Origin of the sequence: Marinomonas spartinae, from assembly GCF_900089775.1 — a bacterium.
In the GTDB taxonomy this organism is placed as follows: domain Bacteria; phylum Pseudomonadota; class Gammaproteobacteria; order Pseudomonadales; family Marinomonadaceae; genus Marinomonas; species Marinomonas spartinae.
Genome location: NZ_FLOB01000004.1, coordinates 320,515 through 341,125, shown reverse-complemented (window position 1 = coordinate 341,125; position 20,611 = coordinate 320,515). Strand labels below are relative to the sequence as shown.

General features: G+C 43.1%; 19 protein-coding genes. 13 read left to right on the top strand and 6 right to left on the bottom strand.

Annotated elements, in window-relative coordinates:
* Positions 1-48 precede the first annotated feature (48 nt).
* Complete coding sequence (locus MSP8886_RS11470) at positions 49-2,169, top strand: TonB-dependent receptor (RefSeq protein ID WP_067016512.1); 2,121 nt, start codon at positions 49-51, stop codon at positions 2,167-2,169.
* 120 nt (positions 2,170-2,289) lie between these two features.
* Here the strand turns inward: MSP8886_RS11470 and MSP8886_RS11465 are convergent, their stop codons facing one another.
* From MSP8886_RS11465 to MSP8886_RS11440, 6 genes are all read right to left on the bottom strand, one after another.
* A complete protein-coding gene (locus MSP8886_RS11465) occupies positions 2,290-3,069 on the bottom strand; it encodes an IucA/IucC family C-terminal-domain containing protein (RefSeq protein ID WP_067016509.1) in 780 nt (259 codons plus the stop codon).
* The gene (locus tag MSP8886_RS11460) at positions 3,062-3,907 is read right to left on the bottom strand and encodes an ABC transporter ATP-binding protein (RefSeq protein WP_067016507.1); all 846 of its coding nucleotides are present in this window, start codon (positions 3,905-3,907) and stop codon (positions 3,062-3,064) included. Before MSP8886_RS11460 ends, MSP8886_RS11465 begins: the two co-directional genes overlap by 8 nt.
* A gap of 43 nt (positions 3,908-3,950) precedes the next feature.
* Entirely contained in the window at positions 3,951-4,982 is a 1,032-nt protein-coding gene (locus tag MSP8886_RS11455) for a FecCD family ABC transporter permease (RefSeq protein WP_067016505.1), read from the bottom strand.
* Positions 4,975-5,988 carry a FecCD family ABC transporter permease gene (locus MSP8886_RS11450; protein WP_067016503.1) on the bottom strand — a complete coding sequence of 338 codons (1,014 nt, stop codon included), beginning with the start codon at positions 5,986-5,988 and terminating at the stop codon, positions 4,975-4,977. The genes MSP8886_RS11455 and MSP8886_RS11450 overlap by 8 nt, the downstream gene beginning before the upstream one ends.
* 8 nt (positions 5,989-5,996) lie before the next feature.
* A complete protein-coding gene (locus tag MSP8886_RS11445; RefSeq protein ID WP_067016501.1) occupies positions 5,997-6,926 on the bottom strand; it encodes an ABC transporter substrate-binding protein in 930 nt (309 codons plus the stop codon).
* A gap of 212 nt (positions 6,927-7,138) precedes the next feature.
* On the bottom strand, positions 7,139-7,552 hold the full coding sequence (locus MSP8886_RS11440) for an HPF/RaiA family ribosome-associated protein (RefSeq protein WP_067016499.1): 414 nt from the start codon (positions 7,550-7,552) through the stop codon (positions 7,139-7,141).
* A 125-nt stretch (positions 7,553-7,677) separates the two neighbouring features.
* On the opposite strand from MSP8886_RS11440, the gene nhaR reads away from it, so the two are divergent.
* The 12 genes from nhaR (at position 7,678) to MSP8886_RS11380 (ending at position 20,610) form a co-directional block, all read left to right on the top strand.
* Positions 7,678-8,568 carry a transcriptional activator NhaR gene (gene nhaR, locus MSP8886_RS11435; protein WP_067016497.1) on the top strand — a complete coding sequence of 297 codons (891 nt, stop codon included), beginning with the start codon at positions 7,678-7,680 and terminating at the stop codon, positions 8,566-8,568.
* 142 nt (positions 8,569-8,710) lie between these two features.
* On the top strand, positions 8,711-9,298 hold the full coding sequence (locus MSP8886_RS11430) for a Pvc16 family protein (protein WP_067016496.1): 588 nt from the start codon (positions 8,711-8,713) through the stop codon (positions 9,296-9,298).
* Positions 9,295-10,101: a hypothetical protein gene (locus tag MSP8886_RS11425; protein WP_139063133.1), complete on the top strand. Its 807-nt coding sequence runs from the start codon at positions 9,295-9,297 to the stop codon at positions 10,099-10,101. Before MSP8886_RS11430 ends, MSP8886_RS11425 begins: the two co-directional genes overlap by 4 nt.
* Positions 10,102-10,447: 346 nt before the next feature.
* On the top strand, positions 10,448-12,001 hold the full coding sequence (locus MSP8886_RS11420; protein ID WP_067016492.1) for a phage tail sheath family protein: 1,554 nt from the start codon (positions 10,448-10,450) through the stop codon (positions 11,999-12,001).
* A gap of 60 nt (positions 12,002-12,061) precedes the next feature.
* Positions 12,062-12,532 (top strand): phage tail protein, encoded by a 471-nt coding sequence (locus MSP8886_RS11415; RefSeq protein ID WP_067016490.1) that lies wholly within the window; start codon positions 12,062-12,064, stop codon positions 12,530-12,532.
* Between the two features lie 86 nt (positions 12,533-12,618).
* Complete coding sequence (locus MSP8886_RS11410) at positions 12,619-13,062, top strand: phage tail protein (protein WP_067016488.1); 444 nt, start codon at positions 12,619-12,621, stop codon at positions 13,060-13,062.
* A gap of 29 nt (positions 13,063-13,091) precedes the next feature.
* Positions 13,092-13,283, top strand: a complete 192-nt coding sequence (locus MSP8886_RS11405) for a hypothetical protein (protein WP_067016486.1) — start codon at positions 13,092-13,094, stop codon at positions 13,281-13,283.
* 3 nt (positions 13,284-13,286) lie between these two features.
* Positions 13,287-13,952, top strand: a complete 666-nt coding sequence (locus tag MSP8886_RS11400) for a CIS tube protein (RefSeq protein ID WP_067016484.1) — start codon at positions 13,287-13,289, stop codon at positions 13,950-13,952.
* Positions 13,953-13,965: 13 nt separating this feature from the next.
* Complete coding sequence (gene vgrG, locus MSP8886_RS11395; protein WP_067016482.1) at positions 13,966-15,759, top strand: type VI secretion system tip protein VgrG; 1,794 nt, start codon at positions 13,966-13,968, stop codon at positions 15,757-15,759.
* A gap of 13 nt (positions 15,760-15,772) precedes the next feature.
* Positions 15,773-16,072: a PAAR domain-containing protein gene (locus MSP8886_RS11390; protein ID WP_067016480.1), complete on the top strand. Its 300-nt coding sequence runs from the start codon at positions 15,773-15,775 to the stop codon at positions 16,070-16,072.
* Between the two features lie 68 nt (positions 16,073-16,140).
* Positions 16,141-16,587 carry a GPW/gp25 family protein gene (locus MSP8886_RS11385; RefSeq protein WP_067016478.1) on the top strand — a complete coding sequence of 149 codons (447 nt, stop codon included), beginning with the start codon at positions 16,141-16,143 and terminating at the stop codon, positions 16,585-16,587.
* 3 nt (positions 16,588-16,590) lie between these two features.
* Positions 16,591-20,610, top strand: a complete 4,020-nt coding sequence (locus MSP8886_RS11380) for a baseplate J/gp47 family protein (RefSeq protein WP_067016476.1) — start codon at positions 16,591-16,593, stop codon at positions 20,608-20,610.
* Position 20,611: the final 1 nt, after the last annotated feature.

Genomic DNA, 20,611 nt, shown 5'->3' with positions numbered 1-20,611 from the left:
CAATACCATTACTAACATATACATTACTTTACAAATAGAGGCGTTTTTATGTCAATTAGGACAAGCTATAAAGCAGCACTTTTATTGCCCATCAGTTTTAGTCTTTCCTCAATCGCGTTTGCGGATACAAAACAAGAACCAGCATACGTTCTAAATCCACTTGTTATCGAGACAAGCCGCAGTAACACAAAAAAAGAAGATAGCCCTCAAGTGGTGACTATCATCACCCACAAACAAATAGAGCAACAGCTTGCCATAACCTCTGATAGTTCACAGGCATTATCGAACTTATTACCAGCCTACTCGCTTAATACACAAAAATTAAACAACAGTAGTCAGACATTTCGTGGCCGCTCAGTGTTATATATGATTGATGGCGTTCCTCAATCTAACCCAATACGCGAAGGCAGCCGTTCAGCCCATACTATCGACCTTTCTATGGTACAGCGTATCGAAGTCATCCATGGTGCCACAGCCGTACACGGCTTAGGTGCAACCGGCGGCATCATTAACTTCATAACAAAATCTAATGATTCAAACACCCTTAAGCAGCATATTGATGTACAAACAACCATGCCGACAAAAAACATCAATAGCGACACCATGGCTTATAAAATTGGTTATCAAGCAGAAGGAGCAAAAGGCAATTTCGATTACCTCGTCGGTTTAACGAATGAAATCCGAGGCATGTATTTGGATGCCGACGGCAACTATGTTGGCTCGGCTACGGTTCGTGGCGACATCATGGACTCAAAAAGCTACGACGGTTTCATCAAACTGGGTTACTGGCTTAGCGATGAGCAACGACTGGAATTTGAATTCAATAAATACAAGCTTAAAGGAAGGATGGGCTTTACTGGTGTTCCGGGGGACAGAGACAAAGGTATCGCAACGGGGTCTGTAAAAGGAAGACCCAGAGGCCTTGCCCCTTTCAACGATGTTCAAACCACTAGCCTTAACTATACCAATAGCGACCTTGATGGTATGAATTTTAAAGCGCAACTCTTCCATCAAGACTTTAAAGGTCGTTATGGTGCAACGAATTCAAAAAGCTTTCAGGATACAAACATAGCCCCCCAAGGCACGCTTTATGACCAAAGCCAGAATCAATCTGAAAAAATCGGTGCGAAGTTCAGTTTGACAAAATCAGACTTAATGCAAAACAAACTCAGCATCACCACTGGTTTAGATTTATTGCAAGATAAGACAAGCCAAATATTAATACTGACCCATAGAACCTATGTCCCTAAAACCAAATACGTCAACTATGCTCCATTTGTACAGTTTGAATTCAAGCCAATTGAACGATTAGTCCTACAAGCGGGTGCGCGTAATGAGCATGCAAAATTAGATGTCAATACGTTTCATACAGTGGCCGCCAACAACAATGTTACGGTTGACGGAGGCTCACCAAGCTTTAGCAAAACTGTTTATAACGCGGGGGCTGTCTTCAAAATCACCCCTACCGTTAGTATCTTTGCAAACTACTCTCAGGGTTTTGGTATGCCTGATGTAGGACGTGTTCTTCGAGGTATCAAGGTCCCAGGCCAAGACGTTGACTCGCTGATTGATTTATCTCCCATTGTCACCGACAACTACGAAGCAGGCTTTCGTATAAATCGAAACGCTTATGACTTTGAAGCCAGCTACTACGAATCTAACTCAAAACTAGGTAGTCGTATTATTGCTACAAATGGTCTTTACACGGTAAAACGTGAGAAGAAAAAAATCAAAGGGGCAGAAGCATCATTCGGTATTCAGTTAAACAAAGACAATAAACTGCAAGCAAGTTACTCTTATATCCAAGGGAAATCAGACACGAATGGTGATGGAAAAGTGGACACAAAACTCACAGGGGCAGATATTCCACCCAATCGTTTAGTAGCATCATGGAACGCTCAATGGAATGAAAAACTCTCATCAATGCTACAAGTGAATCGTGCTTTCAGCCGCAGTTTTGATAGCACTAAATTTAATTTTAGTGGCTATACCCTAGTGGATGCCTCAATGGGCTATAAATTGCCTGTTGGCCATATGAGTGTTGCAGTAGCTAACTTATTTAACAAAGATTACTTTACTTACTACTCACAAGCAGCTTATGCCAACGACAATTTTTACTTTAAAGGCCGTGGTCGCACCGTTACTGTATCTTATGGCGTAAATTTTTAGCACACATCCTTAGAACCAAACACAAAGCCAAAAGGCACCTTATTACCTGAGTTTAGGTAATAAGGTGCCTTTTTTTCTACCCCCATAAACGACACTGTTTCGCTTTAGCAATGTTCTAACTTACCTATTGCCCTTCTTCAAAGGCAATGGACAGTTACTACAGTACTCGGAAGGATCCGTGGCTTGGTAGTAAAAACAACAGGTTCGTCGGACTCGCACTGGCTTCTCCGACAAGGCTGTTTGCTTTTTATCACGATAAAACACCACTAAGGGATTTTCATTCAACCCAAATAACGCTCTCGTATTTTTATCAAGCAAAAACGCAAAATCCAACTTAGCTTGTACACGCTTCTCCTCTGGGATGGTCATTAAAATACGCTGTTCATAGATGCTAAACACACGCACGGCAATGTTCTCCCAAAGAATGCGCTTAGACACTTTCGTTAATGCGTAAAACTGCTCAACTAATAAGGTTAAATTTTTTGCAAACACCCTAGTTAATAGGGTTTCTCGCCAAGAGTCTCTATCATCAGGTCCACTTGTGACAGACGTATCCTTTAGCGGCATTTTTGATAACCACAGTCTATTTTTTAATGGGTATTCAAATACACAGTTCGTTAATGAGCCATCCAACCCTTTATCAAAACCAGACATAGCGTACAGCACCGGTGCTAGCGTCAGAAAAGCTATGCGCTTCATCACTAGTGACGCCGTCACCCTAAGGTTCGGAGCACCAATCTCAGGCATGATTTTGTGTAAAGTTTCCAAACACAGGGCATCATCTAACAATTTTTGCGAATCGATAGCGAAGGGCTCATCCTCTGTATAAGATTTGAGGCCAAATGCGGCTAACTTCGACCACTCATCTTCCAAAAGCATTTGGTCCGGCGCATTAGACATGCTCTTGCCCCTTAGTATTCACCTTACGACCTTTGCCATAAGGAATACACATCGGCGAACCAAACAATGGGTCTTGGCTTATATGGCATTCCATATCAAAGACAGCTTTCACCATCTCATGATCAAGAATGTCCTCTGGCGCCCCTTGACAAAAAACAGCACCATTTTTAATGGCAATCATTTTATGGGCATAACGCGCCGCGAGGTTTAAATCATGCAATACCATCAAAATGGTCGTTTTATGAACAAGGTTCAACTCAAACAACAAGTCCAAGATTTCAATCTGATGGGTTAAATCCAAATAAGTCGTTGGCTCATCGAGCAACAAAATATCAGTATCTTGCGCTAAGGCCATTGCAATCCATGCCCGTTGCCGTTGACCTCCAGACAGAGCATCAATGGAACGAGACGCAAATTCTGTCATGTTAGTATCGGCCAGCGCCTTGTTAACCAAGCGCTCATCCTCTTCAGCCCAACTTTGTAGCCAATTTTGATGGGGATAACGTCCTTGACGAACTAATTGCTCTACCGTTAACCCTTCTGGCGCAATTGGCCCTTGAGGAAGAATCGCAAGCTTACGAGCTACCTCTTTGCCAGACAGTGTGTGAATATCCGTTCCATTCAGCAAAATCTTCCCTGCCGAGGGCTTTAACAAACGAGCAAAAGACTTCAGCAATGTCGATTTACCACACCCATTCCCACCAACTAACACGGTAATTTGGCTCGGTTCAATGGCCAAATCCAACGATTGGATAATGGTCTTTTGTTCATAACCAAGTGTTAGCTCAAGACTTTGTAATGGGCGACTTTCTAATAAATGACGGTCAGACAAACTCATCGTTAAATCCCAATCTCCACAACCAACTTTTCTCCTAAAACCTTTAGAAGCGCTGTCGATATAGCAAATAAATAAAAAATGGTGCACCAATGGCAGAAACAAATACTCCAGCAGGAATATCCAAAGGCTGGAATAGCAAGCGGCCGCAAAGATCAGCCAACATCACTAAACAGGCGCCAACCAGCGCAGAAACAGGCAGCAAAAGAGCAAAACTACGAGAAACAAATCGACGGGCAATATGTGGTGCAATCATGCCGACAAACCCTACCGCACCGGCATACGCAATGGCAGGTGCAGCCATCATCACACTCAAACAAAGCAACACAAGACGAAGCCGCTGAACAGAGATACCTAAGCCTGTCGCCAATTGATCTCCCAACTCTTGTACATTCACACGACGAGCGTAATACAAGGCTAGAGGCCAAGATACTAATAACCATGGTAGTAGCGCTTTCACTTCTGCCCACCCAGCACCGTATACGCTGCCCGTTAGCCAGATATAAGCCGTAATACTAGTAGACAATGGACTCGCGGCAATCACAAAGGTCGTAACAGCCCCCATGGCCGATGAAATACCAATGCCGACCAATACCAAACGCATCGGCGTCACACCACGATTCCAAGCCAACATATAAATCAACAACGCGGCGACCAAGGCTCCAGCGATCGCAAATACAGGCAACCAAACAAGCCCTAGCACTGTACTAAAGAAAGATAAGAAGCACACCGCTGCCGCTGATGCCCCCCCCGTAATACCAATAATATCAGGAGAGGCAAGCGGGTTACGTATCATAGATTGTAGGACTAGTCCTGACGACGCTAGCGCCGCACCAACCATCGCCGCCATCAACACTCGTGGTAAGCGCAAAGTCTCGATAACAAAATGCGCACTTTTATCTTTCTCCCCTAGGAGTACAGCAATGACTTTAAAAGGAGATATCCAATCGTCCCCTAAACATAACGACAACAAAATAATCGCTAAAAAAATGCCCACCGCAACAAAACACGCCCCGACAGAACGCACAGGCACAGAAAACGAGAAGAACCGGTTACGCACGGAAAAAGAGTTATCCACGCTTACCCCCTTTTCGAGCCAAATAAATAAAGAATGGCACACCTAAAATGGCGGTTGTCACACCAATAGGCACTTCTTCTGGCATGATCACAAAGCGACTGAGTAAGTCAGCACAAAGCAGTAAAACGGCGCCCCACAGAGCACTTAATGGAATCAGCCATTTATGATCGTGGCCAATCATGAATCGTGCCATATGCGGAACAATCAAACCAATAAAGCCAATGTTTCCTCCCAAGGCCACCGAGCCACCAGCCAAGCCGACAATTAACACACTCAACAGAACTTTAATAACAATCGTGTTTTGACCTAGGCCTTTAGCAACATCGTCCCCCGATAATAAAATATTAATGTGTGGCGCCGCCAAAATAGCCAACACAATACCCACTACAAAAAAAGGCACTAGAGGCGTAACCATATCCAAAGATCGACCCGAAACAGACCCCGCTACCCAGAATAAAACGCTGTCTAATCCTTCTTGACCAATAACCAACATACCTTGAGTAAAGGCCATAAAAAGTGCGGAAATCGCCGCGCCAGATAAAACAATCCGTACAGGAGAAAGACCATCGCGCCCCAAACTGCCCAGGCCATAAACAAGACTACCAGCTATCGCCGCCCCCAAAAAAGCTAACCAGAGAAAGGAATGCAACGACGTGACAGAAAAGAAAGTTGAAAACAATACGATAAAGAATATCGCTCCCGCATTGACGCCAAAAATAGAGGGAGACGCCAAAGAGTTGCGAGTTAATGCCTGCATCAATACACCCGAGACAGCCAGAGCAGAACCTACTAAACAAGCAACCATGGCTCGAGATAGGCGCGTTGTTCTGATAATCACGTCATCAATGGATTGGGGATCAAACGCCCAAAAAGCCGACCAAACATGTTTAAGCGGAATAGCGTATTGCCCAAAGGCAATACTCGCCGTAAAGGCGATAAGCAAACAAACCAACGACAGAGCAAGGACACTCCACCGAAACAACATACTGCTAGAAAAAAGGGTCATAAAATAGATCAATCAGTCGACATGGGTAAATGATAAATACGATACAATTGATCCAACATTAGGTTTGCCCCTAGAATCCCTCCAGATAACAACCAATCCACCCGATTAACTTCAAACACTTGCTTGTGTTTAGGTGCATTAAGCAGTTTCCACAGTGGATGTGATCGCCAAGCACGATAGTTTTGTTTAACCACTGGCTCATCAGACTGTAAAATAATAAAAAATACGTCTGCATTCACACTAGGTAGAGCCTCTTTGCTTTTAAGCTTTACCCCCCACCCCGTTTTATTAGGTAACGGAAAATTAAAGCCGATCTCTTTCAACACCCTGCCAGGAAAGCTTTGCTGTAGGTACAAACGCACATAGTCTGCTCGAAAGTTTAATATGGATGCCGTCTGCGGCCACTTCCCCGCATGCTTTTTGATACCACTACGAAAATTCTTGATGCGCTTTTGAAAAGCAGCCCATATCTGCTTCCCCTTGTTCACCTTACCAAGGGCTTTTGCGGTTAACTCCAATGTCGCTTTAAAGTCGTAAACATTGTCAGTCAACACAGTGGGCGCAATTTGAGACAACTCATTATAGATTTTTTCATGTCGAGATTTTGCGCCAATAATTAAATCTGGCTTCAATGCCAAAATGGCTTCTATATTAGGCTGCGTCTCTAGGCCCACATGGGCGACACCTTTTAACGCATGGCGTAAGTAATCATAGGTTGGTTGTTGCGCCCATGAATCCACCACACCGACAGGCGTCACACCTAACGCCACAGCTGAGTCCGTTGCCCCTTGAAACAAAGTCACAACACGTATTGGATGAGCTTTGTCATGGCCCCCTTCTCTCGTCACCTCACTCGCGATCGCGGACTGAATCGACAAAACAAACAACATAAACACTGACAACACAAAAAGGTATGAGCGAAATCGGCCGATTATCATCCTAAACAACATCCTTAAATCTACAACATGTCTCTGTATATTAAATAATAGTATTGCGATTATACACAATAATGATTCTCATTTTTGAGAATTTACATGCGTTTTAGGAGGCCAAGCTCAAAGAGAGAATTAAAAAAAGCGAACCGTTTTATTGGTTCGCCTAATGCGGGTGTTTCACTCACCTATTGCCATCGACAACTAGCTTGACTCAACTATGCATGCCGATAGTAGCCGTACTCATTTTCATATTCTTCGTATACATCACGGGGCATTTTCTTTGGCGCCCTCATCTTGTGAAAGGCCGCTTTCATTCGCGTTGCTTTCGCCTGCAAACGCTCAATACGTCTTGAAACGGTTCGACCAGTTCGAGTGGCAGCGCTGTCTATTGCATAATACATATCGGCTTGCCGCTCGTTTATTACCACTTCTTTTTGGCCATTAATTTTAACCAAGACTTGGCAGTGTTTGTCTTCACCGCCTTTAGGACCGTTAACATCCGTCAACATAACGGTCACTCGTTGAATATTGTCATAACGGGAATTCAATGCAAAATTCAGACGACGTTTTACATAAGCTTTCAAGCTTTTAGTAAGAGATAAACGACGTGCTTGCACTTTGATTTTCATCTTCTTCTCCTTTACCCAAGAATGGATAAGTTATGTTTGAAACTTTAAGTTAGCCGCAAAATTTCCTAAGATATAATCGTATTATTCAGAAAAATAATCAGTTTTTCTCGAACTATTGGTGAAATATGATCAATTTCAAACATTTGCATTATTTTTGGGTGGTCGCTAAGCAAGGTAGCATTGCCAAAGCCAGTGAGAAATTACATATCACTCCACAAACCATCAGTGGGCAAATCCAATTATTGGAAGATCAGATTGGCAAAGCGCTTTTCGCCAAGGTAGGACGTAATCTTAAGCTGACAGATACTGGCCGTATGGTACTCAGTTACGCAGACGAAATTTTTTCTCTGGGTAGCGAACTAGAACAATCCGTGCGCACGGCGTCGACCGATAGAACTCAATTGCTGAGAGTCGGCATTGCCGATTCCATCCCAAAATCCATAGCCTATCGCCTACTCGCCCCAGCCATGACGCTAGAAGACCCAGTCCGACTGATCTGTAAAGAAAACAGTCTAGAAGACTTACTTGGTGCTTTGGCACTACATAAACTGGACCTGATCATCGCCGATGGACAAATCCCCACACAACTGGGCATAAGAGGGTTTAACCACTTTTTAGGGGAATGTGGTACGGCTTTTATGGCCGCGCCAACACTTGCAGATAACTTTAAAACCGCCTTTCCAGAGTGCCTTATTGGTGCACCCTTTCTCATCCCAAGTGATCAATCGTTAATTCAGATACAACTCTTACAATGGCTGGAAAAATACAATATTCACCCCAGAATCACCGGCGAATTTGATGACCGCGCATTAATGAAAACCTTCGGACAAGCAGGTGCAGGGGTATTTATCGTCCCATTAGCCATTGCCGAAGAAGTCGCCGAGCAATTCAAAGTCGAGATTATCGGCAGCACAGAAGAAATTCGTGAACAATTTTATGCCATCTCGACAGATCAACGTCTCTCCAACCCTGCATTTATCGCGATAAATGACGCTGCAAAGGATTGGTTAGAATAATATTGGCTGGTCATTATGGCTATTCATGGTGTAATTTGATAAACCTTCGATAAATATTCTGTTATGTATCGATCATTACCACCATTATCTTCTTGTCAATCGGATTGATAAGATAACAGCAATCGGATGAAAAGAGAGCACGATGCTTGACGACTGTTTAAACTATCTCTGCCACAAAATGAATGAATCAATCAGAACATCCTTTGATCTAACAGAGGATATTGTTGTGGTCTCACCCCCTACGGATACGGACACCCATGGTATGACCAGTATTGAAAATAAAATATTAGTCTTTATCAGTAATTTAGAGAAGGATACTTTTTCTAAACCAGGCCCTCAGATGACAGCCTTTCAAGCTGGTCAACGCTCAGCAATAAGCAACAAGCCGTTGTACCTATCTATCTCTGTCGTCATTGCGGCTCATTTTTCAGGAATGAATTACACAGATGGCCTAAAAATATTGTCTCATCTATTCGCTTTCTGCCATCGAAATCCGGTTTTTAATCGTCAGAATGCACCTGATCTACCAGAAACGCTAGAGCAGTTGGTATTGGAAATGGAAACGATCCCTAGTGGTGAGCTAAGCCACATGTGGAGCATGTTAGGTTCGCGCTATCTCCCGTCTTGCGTGTATAAAGTTCGTGCTGTCATACCTAACAGTGAAACCATCCTAACGCAAGTGGGCCAATTAAGTCTGACTGATACAAACCTATTCAAAAAGGACGCATGATGGCTTCTTATCAACCGTATCTATCAATAACCATCACACATAGCTTTTTTACATCAAACTTAGCGCAGCAAATCCATTTAGTACCGACATCAGCGACTCAAAAGTGGCTTGAAAAAAACCAGATGTTCATCAAAAATACCGCTGGTGGAATAGGTATTTTTTTTCATCAAGATGCGCTAAAAGCAACGCCATCTATTCAAGGCTCGCAGCATTTACAATTCAAACTTTTTAGTGGCGATGCTTATTTCCGAAATTATACCAATATTCCTTTACCACACACTCTCTGCACCGCAGAGTTTGATATTATTGTTAATCATACTGAAAACTTAGAAGCCTCCCCAAAGCAATGGCTATCACCTGAACAACTACTTGATTATCCAAAAAATATCATCTCGCCTTATGACATAAGTCAAAACTTAGTCGGACTCATAAATCTTGAAATTTCTGCAGACCAATACTTCGAAGCAAACAAACATATCACCCTATCTTATGAACACTGCGAAACCTATTGGAAATACTATTTCTTCTCAATAAAATATTCAGACCAACTTCTGATTGATGACCCTAAAAAAACTTATTCATTTGAATTTCAAGAGCTTGAGCAAATGAACGGTCGTAATAATGTCATAACATTCCACTCCAACACACCAATTCCAATGCAGCAACGCCGCAACATTCCCTTTCAATTAAGGGATCAATATCAGCTCATTCTTCGAGCGCTCCCAATTGCGCACCCAAAAAATATCGAAATAATTACCCAAGAAAACACTTACCATCGTCTATGTCATATTTATGTCGCGTAGATCAAACAACAACTTAAAACAATGTCGCACTTTGTATAAAAGTGCAAATAAAAAGGAAATAATATGTACAAGTAGGTTCAAGACGATATTTTCTTGATTTAAAACCTCTTTAGATCTTCTATTAGACAAGCTTAAGCATAATATGATGCTTAAGAGTAATTGTTGAAGCGCTCAAATCTCGTTTTATTACTTTACTTAAAGACTAAAGTTACCTGATTGGTTTATGCATTGAATTCATAGTTAGCATTAGAGTACATTGTTGTTAACAAATTGAATTAGCCCTTCTTCTGCTTTACTTAGGGAAAAGTAATGATACATATCATACTATAAGGATAAGGATTTTATTATGGGTGTCATGAAAACACCGGGTGTGTACATAGTCGAAAACAATGCTTTTCCAAACTCAGTTGTCGAAGTGGCGACCGCAGTACCTGCCTTCATAGGCTATACGGAACAAGCAAGTAATGGTGGAAAATCCCTTCGAAATCAACCATGGCGCATTACTTCTATGTCGGAGTTTCGTCAATATTTTGGTGGCCCCTCTCTGCATACCTTTGAAATAAGTGAGGTCGGCGACGACAAAGAGGCCAGAGAAGTATTCCAACAAGGCGATGTCGCCTATCAAATCAAGCAAGACAATCCCCGCCATTTTTTATATTACAACATGTTGTTCTTTTTCCAGAACGGCGGAGGCCCCTGTTATATTGTATCCGTTGGCAGTTACAAAGATGATATATCAGGAAAAGCGCTGAAAGATGGCATTACACCTTTAATAAAAGAACAAGAACCAACCATGGTAGTTATTCCAGAAGCTGTGCAACTGGCAGAAGATGACTGCATAAACGTCCAACAAGCCGTACTTAGCCATTGCGGTGGGAAAATGAAAAACCGCGTTGCTATCTTGGATGTTTGGGATGGGTTTAAAGATCGCCAAGACCCAGATGGCGACTGTATAGAAAGCTTTCGTTCTAAATTAGGCACGAATTATCTCGACTATTCAGCCGCCTATTATCCTTGGCTCAACACCTCTATTGTACAAGATGATGAGCTCAGCTTTAATAACATTAGCAATCTGGACAAACTTACAGAACTGCTCACCGATGAAGTGAATCTTAGTTTTAAAGATTTAGAGGGTTTAACGGACGAAGAGCTCAATACGGGAGGAAACAAACTCAGAGCAACTAGAAAACAGCAAATGCTAGATGAGATTGCAAAACTCGCTAGTGGTCCTTCTGGTTCAGAGCAAATACAACTCAACAAAATCTTGTCTACCATCAGCCCACTTTACCAAACCATTTTGGCTGATATAAAGTTCCAGCAAAATATTCTACCACCCTCAGCAGCCATGGCGGGAGTCTATACCATGGTTGATAATGCCCGTGGCGTATGGAAAGCCCCAGCAAACGTCAGTCTAAATGCAGTTATCTCTCCAACCGTGAACATTAGTGATGATGAGCAAGAGGATTTGAACGTTACCACACAAGGTAAATCTATCAATGCGATTCGTCCATTTATCGGTGAAGGTACACTGGTATGGGGAGCCCGAACATTGGATGGCAACAGTCTGGATTGGCGCTATGTAAACGTGCGTCGAACCATGATTATGCTGGAAGAATCGATCCGCCTAGCGTCGAAAGCCTATGTATTTGAGCCGAACGTTGCCAACACATGGGTTTCCATGGAAAGCATGATTAGCAGCTTTTTATATGGAATTTGGAAGCGCGGTGGTTTAGCTGGAGCTGCGCCAGCAGACGCCTACAGTGTTAGTGTTGGATTGGGAAAAACCATGACGCCAGATGACATTTTAGAAGGAATTCTACGCATTACCGTACTGGTTGCGATTAGCCGTCCGGCTGAATTTATTGAAATCACCTTCCAGCAACAAATGCAGAAATCGTAAACCACTAACACGAACGCCTAGATCGCTAGGATGGTAAATACATTTAAATAGGAGAATCCCATGGCAGATGATGGATCAGCACAGTCAGAAACCGTATGGCCAATGCCAAAATTCCATTTTGAAGTGAAATGGGAAGGTGGTGCTGGAGCCAAAATGGTTGCTGCATTTCAGGAAATATCTGGGCTTGATACGGAAGCTCAACCCATTGAATACCGTGCGGGTAATAGCAAAGTATTCTCAACCATAAAAATGCCTGGCATTGTGAAAACCAGCAATGTCACCTTGAAAAAAGGCATATTTAAAAGTGACAATAAATTCTATGATTGGTATTCAAAAATCAAAATGAACACCATTGCAAGAACCCCTGTCACGATCAACTTACTAGATGAATCTGGTAGCCCAGTAATGACCTGGAAGTTGACAAATGCATGGCCAACGAAAGTCAGCGGCACGGATCTAAAATCAGATGGAAATGAAGTCGCCGTTGAGACCATTGAATTGGCTCATGAAGGCTTAGCGATCTCAGTCTAATTTACTTCGTAAAACCAGCCATCACACTTATGATGTGATGGCTGGGTCTCACATTCATCATGAATAATAATAGAGAAAAGGTATAAATGTCTGAACAATGGCCCCTCCCTGCATTTCATTTTAGTGTTGTGATTGACAACAACACGAAAGATGCTGCTTTTCAAGAGGTTTCTGGCATTGAATCTCAGGTGGAAACGGAAGAGTACAGAGAAGGAGGAAATAATTTAGTCTATTACCTTCCTAAAACTATCAAACATAGCAATCTATCCCTTAAAAGAGGGATAGCAGATTCTCGATCTACATTAGTTAAATGGTGCCAAAATACTATGGAATCACAATTGGCCAAGCCTATTCAGCCCAAAACCATTTCTGTGCGACTTCTGGATGAGAAAGGATCGCCGTGTCGCGTCTGGGTATTTTATAATGCCTACCCGACAAAATGGCGAGTGGATGGCTTTCAGAGCACTAAAAACGAAGTTGCCATTGAAGAGATTGAGGTTTGTTATAGTCAAATGGAAAGAACCCTGTAACGATTCCCTATAAAAGTAAAATAGTAATTATGCCTATTGAAGTAAAACAAATGACAATTCAGTCAAATATCAATACAAACTCAATTGAAAATTCACAAAAAGAAGAACAAAACAATCCTAATATTAGAAGTCAACAAAAACAATCTCCTCATGATGGGGAGCAATATCAAGCCATGAAGTTGGTATATTCTAGGTTAGGACAGAACAGGCGGGAGCGCTAAAAGATGGTGGACAAACTTAAAATTGAGTCTATATCACCTTCTGGAAAGGTATCAACAACCTTTAATACGACACTTAACCCTAACTCTATCAAACATGATTTAGGGATCGGATACACAAACGACCCATTGCTACATCCTCAAGCACAAGGAGATATAGCACCAAAGGTAGACTTTCAAGGATACCAAAGTGAGAAGCTTGATTTTGATATTATGATTGATGCGACAGGCGTCGTTGAGCAAAAGAAAGCGAAATCCGTACAAGACCAATTGGCGTTACTTAAAAAAGCAACATATGCCTATAATGGCAAACAGCATGAGCCCAACCCCGTCATAATCACTTGGGGAAAGACACTAAGTTTTAGAGGTCGGTTAACCTCAATGGGGATATCCTATGTGCTCTTTGATACCAATGGTGTCCCACTGCGAGCAACGGTAAGTTTAAAGTTTACAAAGTTTCTGACGGAAAAAGAAAAGCAAGCCATAGCAAAAAAATCGTCACCAGATCTCACTCATATTGTTGAATTTAAAATGGGCGATACTCTCCCTCAGCTTTGTCAGGAAATTTATAATGACAGTTCGTACTATATGGATGTTGCTCGAGCGAACCAACTCGTAAGCGTAAGACAAATAGCACCGGGCACCAAACTTTATTTTCCACCTCTGGTCTAATTAAGGAATTTTTATGGCTAACTCCCCTGCGACTAATCTCTCTGGTGTGACCACATTTACCATCAAAGCAAATGGCACCGCGATTAACAGCGAATTGGGTGTTATTGCAATCCATGTATTTTATCAAGTCAATCACATAGCCTCTGCGGAATTAGTATTAAGTGACGGTAATATTTCGACACAAGCCTTTAATGCCAGTGAAAGTGACACCTTTAAACCGGGTACCAAAATCAGTATTAGCGCAGGCTACTCAAGTGAAGAAGCCGTCATCTTTGAAGGTATCATTATCTCCCATGCCATCCGCATTACTAACAGCAACCAATCCACACTTAATATCACTTGTAAAGACCAAGCGATAACCATGACAATGGCTCGCAACAGTCAAAGTTTTTTAAAACAATCAGATAGCGACATAATTAGCACTCTGATTGGCAACTATTCTGGCCTTACTGCTGAAAAAATAGACAGCATTTCAGAGAAACACGCTGAATTGGTCCAATTTAATTGCTCTGACTGGGATTTTTTGCTAACACGAGCAGAAGCCAATGGTCTGGTGGTCAGTAACCAATCCAATAGCCTCTCTGTAACGGCTCCCACCATTGATAAAGCACCTGAACTGGTCGTTACCTATGGGACGGACCTGATTGATTTTTCTGCCGAAATTGATGCCCGCCATCAACTCAGTAAAGTAACTGGCATTGGCTGGGATCCTAGCCAGCAAAAAATACTCAAAGGGCAAGCCGCTGCAACGTCGATTTCCGATCAAGGCAATTTCAGTGACAGTGATCTCGCAAAAGTATTAGATATAAATGACTACCGTTTGCAAACCTCCGGCAGTCTTACGCAAGAGATGTTGGAAAGCTGGGCCAAAGGTCAACGGGTAAAATCCATGCTAGCCAAAGTCCGAGGTTCACTTACCTTTCAAGGTAATGCCAAAGCAAAAATCAATACCCTCATACAACTGGCGGGGGTGGGTGACCGATTCAATGGATCTCACTATATAGGCGGAGTGCATCATCAAATAGAAAACGGACAATGGCTCACCACAGTCGATTTAGGGCTCTCCCCTATGTGGTCCACTGAACACCGTGACCTTGGTGCACCACCAGCCGCTGGTTGGTTACCTCCTGTGGATGGATTGCAAATTGGACTTGTCACCAAACTGGACGAAGACCCGGAATCCCAATTCCGCATTCAAATAGAAATTCCTGCTCTGGGAGATGAAAACAATCTGGTTTGGGCAAGACTGGCCAGTTACTACGCTACCCAAAAAAGCGGTAATTTTTTCATCCCTGAAATAGGTGATGAAGTCATCATTGGTTACGTTAATAATGACCCTAGCCAACCCATTGTGCTAGGCAGTCTATACAGCAGTCAGCATACAACACCTTATGATTTAACCGCAGAGAACAACACCAAAGCAATTGTGACCAAAAACCAACTGAAAGTGGAATTTAATGACGAAGATAAAGTGATAACCATCATCACCCCTGGCAACAACAGCATTACTATCAGTGATAAAGGCAAATCCATTACCCTTTCAGACCAAAATAAAAACACCATTACCATGGATGATAGTGGTATCACCCTCGATAGCCCGAAAGACATCACCCTATCAGCGAAAGGAAAAATTAACTTAAAATCAACCAGCAACACGAGTATTGCTGCACAGGCAGATGTCAAAGTACAAGGACTTAACGTTAACTTAGAGGCGCAAACAGGATTCACAGCCAAAGGTTCCGCCACGGCAGAATTGTCCGCCTCAGGCATGACGACCATCAAAGGTGGTTTAGTTAAAATTAATTAAAGGAGAAGATTATATGACATTTGCAGCAAGACTGACGGACATGCATGTCTGCCCAATGGTCACACCAGGATTACCTCCCATTCCTCACGTGGGTGGGCCAGTGATTGGGCCAGGCGTCCCTACGGTTCTGATTGGTAATCTTCCGGCTGCGGTTGTTGGCGACATGTGTACTTGCGTCGGGCCACCATCCACCATTGTGAAAGGATCAACGACGGTTCTCATTGGTGGAAAACCTGCGGCGAGAATGGGAGACAGTACCGATCACGGAGGCTCCATAGTATTGGGTGACCCCACTGTCATGATTGGCGGATAATACGGCAACCGCTTGTAACCTAATAACGTGCTCTTAAGAAAAGGAATGTTAATGGAAAAGGAATTTAAATGAGCAAACGAAATGCTTTTCTTGGTTCAGGATGGGCTTTCCCGCCCACATTTGCGCCATCAAACCAACGCGCCACCTTAAGTCAGGACGAAGAAGATATTCAACAAAGCTTATCAATACTTCTGTCTACCTCTCCTGGTGAGCGAATCATGCGCCCTGACTATGGCTGTCGACTCAGTCGTTTTGTGTTTGCCGAACTCAACCAAACAACCCTTACCGAAATCGAATATGAAATTCGACAAGCCATTTTATTATTTGAGTCGCGCATAGATTTACAAGAAATCCATATCCAACCCAACTCAGAGAAAGGCCAATTACTCATTAGGATTGAATATTTGATTGTGACAACCAATACACGCAGTAATATGGTCTATCCATTTTATTTACAGGAAGGAACCTTAATCAACCCAAGCTTACTTCCAGCTCGTGATGGACAGGATGCATAGCCCATGACAACGCGGCAGCAACGCAACAACAAGGCACTTTCGCCGCATTTTTTTCAGCTTCAGGAACAAAGCTTTGAACAGCTATTAGTGTGGGCCAAACGATTTGCCCGACTAGTGCCTTATCGCGATCAAAACGATCAAGCAGCGGGGCATTGGGGAGGCATGTTCGAGCAAAGTGAACTGGTTGTTAGTGCGGCCGTACTCAGCATCAATCTGGACCAATACAAACTGCAATTTAAGCAGGCTAAGCAATTAGGCGAGGCGTCAACACAGCAATATCTGCTCCACTTATACCACCAACTCAATCAATGGTATGTGCACTTACCAAGTTCTCCAGATATTGCTTATCAACTAAAGTTCACCTTATTAAATCTTTTTCAGACGCATCTGGCTGCCCCTCTGAAACAACTCTTAGAAAATATCGCCCCTGGAGATCGCCCAGATATTAGCCAGTTCGATCCACTTTGGGGGCTAGATCAGCTCGCTTTGGTTCAGCGTTTATTGCCAAAACCTGTGGATCACTCACAATTCTGCTTTTCAAAAATTCACCTTGTCATCACTCGATTACAAAACACATGCCAAAGCATACTCACCGCCTCTCTAAAACAGGGCGAACACGCACCGCAGTTAGCGCTTTACATTAGCTTCTTAAAACTGTTTGAACGCGCACAACAAAAAATCAATACCTTTACCCATAGACATCTACTCTTTTACTACCAAGATGTTCTGCAACAAGATTATAAAAAAGTACCTGACGATCAAGTGTATCTAAAACTGTCGCAATCGACGACGAGCTCCATACCCGTTGAAATAAACAAAGGAGACGTCTTCAGTCCAGGTAGCAATGCACAGTTTCAACGTATCGACTACCAAGCAACGTATCCAATGGTAGTGACCGATGCAGAAGTGACGCACGCGTTTAATTTGACCTTACACAGGGATCCGCAAGCCTCACCGGAAAGAGAAATGGGATTCGTGTGCGGCATTAATACGCAAAAAATCATGATGACAGCAGATGCAAAAGAGCCAGACTTTCCCAAAACCCAACGTTTTCGAATGTTCGGCACACCCGTTGAAAAAAATGCTTCCCAAGAAAACTCACCAACACAAACCATGGGGCTGGTTATTTCAAACCCTATTTTAGCCATGGCGGAAGGACAGCGAGAACTCACCCTGCACTTTGAACTGCAAGAAATTCGCCAAGGGATGATAGAACAACAGCTTTATCTATTCAGCGAGTTCAAAGACCACCAAGGTCAAGAACCAGATATTCGAGCAGTATTAACCCAATTCTTTGAACACTTACTCGTTATACACCGCCATCTTCTTGACCATGTCGATAACAAGATTTCAGCCAGCCAACTGGTAGCAAAGCTGCAACCCGAGCAAATACAACAATTGACGGCACATTCTCCAGCACAGCAACTTCATGATATATATCGCTTATTTTTCCTAACCTTACTAAAACAAACAGCTCAGTCTAAAGACAACGATCAGCAAGCTGTATTTTTTGGTATTTTTGGCCAGTTAATTTGCCGGTACATTCTAAGTCCGAATGACTGGCTAACCAAAAGTGATCGAGCGGATATTTATGACAACGCCAAAATGCTCGCAGACAAACAAATTATCGACTCAGTTGCTCTGGAAACCATCGAAGGCTTATTATCTCACTCTAAAACAACGGCCTTTTATCAACTATTTAATGGCGTATTTCATGTAGAGATTACGACCACGGACGGCTGGAAAAGCATCCGCAATAGTCAAATACACCCGATTAATGAAACAGAGGATGACAACACAACATCCCAACGAATGGGCTTCATATTATCACTAAAAATGGACCCAGGGTTTTCAGCGACGGTACCAGCTACACCAGAACAACACGGACAACAATGGTCTTTACCTCATCCGGCATTACGGCTCACCCTCAAAAAGCAAACCAATTGCTACCCATACTCCATTTTTCAAGGGTTTGAATGGTCTAGTGTGTCCATCCATTGTCAAGTCACTGGCATGACGCGCTTCCAGCTATACAATAATGATGGACAAACAGACCCCAGCCAACCTTTTTTGCCGTTTGGTGCTCAACCAAGTGACGAGTCCTATCTAGTCATTGCCAATGAGGAGCTGGCTCGTAAAAACATAAAATCGCTCACTTTCCAAATGGATTGGGCCGATTTACCCAGAGGCAGTGATGGGTTTAGACAGCATTACGAAGGATACCCCCATCTTGTTAAAAACCACAGTTTTCAAGTCAGCACCGATGTTTTAAATAACGGCCAATGGACTACCCTCGGCCCTTTGAGTCAACCTTTGTTTCAGCCTGCCGTTGGGGTGTTAGAAAAGAGCAGCTCTCTTCGGATCAATGCGATGCAGCAAGCCTTCACCCCAGTAACACAAGGCTGGCCAACGACCCCCTTTAGTCCTCAATCTGGCATTCGAAATGGATTATTCAAGATCAAACTGAATGGACCACAAAACGCCTTTGGTCATCGTGATTATGGGCCACTCTTTAGCCAAGTACTCACTGCCAATGCGAAAACAAAAAAGCCTAAACCGCTGCCCAATTTACCCTATACCCCCATATTAAATCGCTTTTCGGTGGATTATGAGGCCGATAGTCATATAGACCTGACCCGCTTAGATTCAGACCATCAGGGGAAAATCATTCATTTACACCCATTTGGTGAATCACAAATCTATCCCCCTATTGAGGAAACCCGTCGTCGTCTCCCTAGACTCATGCCAGATTATCAACTCGATAGTCAGCTGTTTATTGGTTTATCTGCTTCTCAGTTATCGGGGTATCTCAATGTGTTTTTTCTTTTTGATGGTTCTTCAAAGCTATTAACGCCCTATCCATCAACCAGTTACCATTGGCATTACCTGGTCAATAACGAATGGATTGCCCTTTCTCCACAGAACATCATTCACGATACCACTCAAGGGTTCCTTACCACTGGCATCGTCACGCTGGATATACCGGACAACATCAATAGCACGCACCAGATAATGCCCAACGGCGTCTACTGGCTTAGAGTCAGTACCAATCATGGCGTAAACCGATACCCTAATTGTTTGCATGTCGCCACACATGTACTGCAGGTGAACGGACGATGCGACCCAACGCTTAGTGCCTCATTCAGTGAATGGAAAAACTACCCAAAACAGCCAAATCTCGGCAAGATTGCGCAATTGACGCCAATGAAACAAACGCAAGAACAAGAAACTCAGGAACAGTGGATCACTCGGATTAGCGAAACCTTACGTCACAAAGGACAAGCTATTACACCCTGGGACTATGAGCGCTTAGTGTTAGAAAAATTCACCGACATTGGCGCTGCCTATTGCTTTTCAAGTCGTCAATTTGATCGTCAAGAACCCTCTCCTGGAAGAGTATTACTGATCGTGACGCCCAGAAAAACAGAGTGTCAGCACTCACCTTGTCAGCCTAAAATGGTGGACGCTACAGCACTGCTGAGCATTCGCAACATGCTGCAATCCGTTGGCCGTCAAGGATTACAGATCGAAGTGCGTAACCCCGGCTATGAGAAAATCCAAGTCCGCTGTCGTGTATCATTTCATGCAGGTGTTCACCATGGCCTCGCTTTACGCCAATTAAATTACGCCATTCATTGCGCCCTGTGCCCATGGCAAGAAAACAGCATGAATCAGGGGCTTGGATGGCAATTGTCCTTAAACAAACTGGCTTCGTTTATTAACCAGCAACCCAATGTAGCCAACGTGAGTGGTATCTCGGTACTAAAAATCAGCCAACAACAAACCCGATATGCACTACAGGACAGCGCCAGTACACAGCAGCCAATTAAAGCACAATACCCTTGGTATCTTTTGATACCAAGGGAGCATCATTACATCCAGATCGAAAACGACAGCATAACCATGCTCCCTGAACCAACAGGCATTGGAGAGCTCATCATTGGCGAAGAATTTATCATCAACCCAGATAATGCAGCCATCACCAATATAACCGCCCCTGCATTAGACGATGGAACAACTTAAT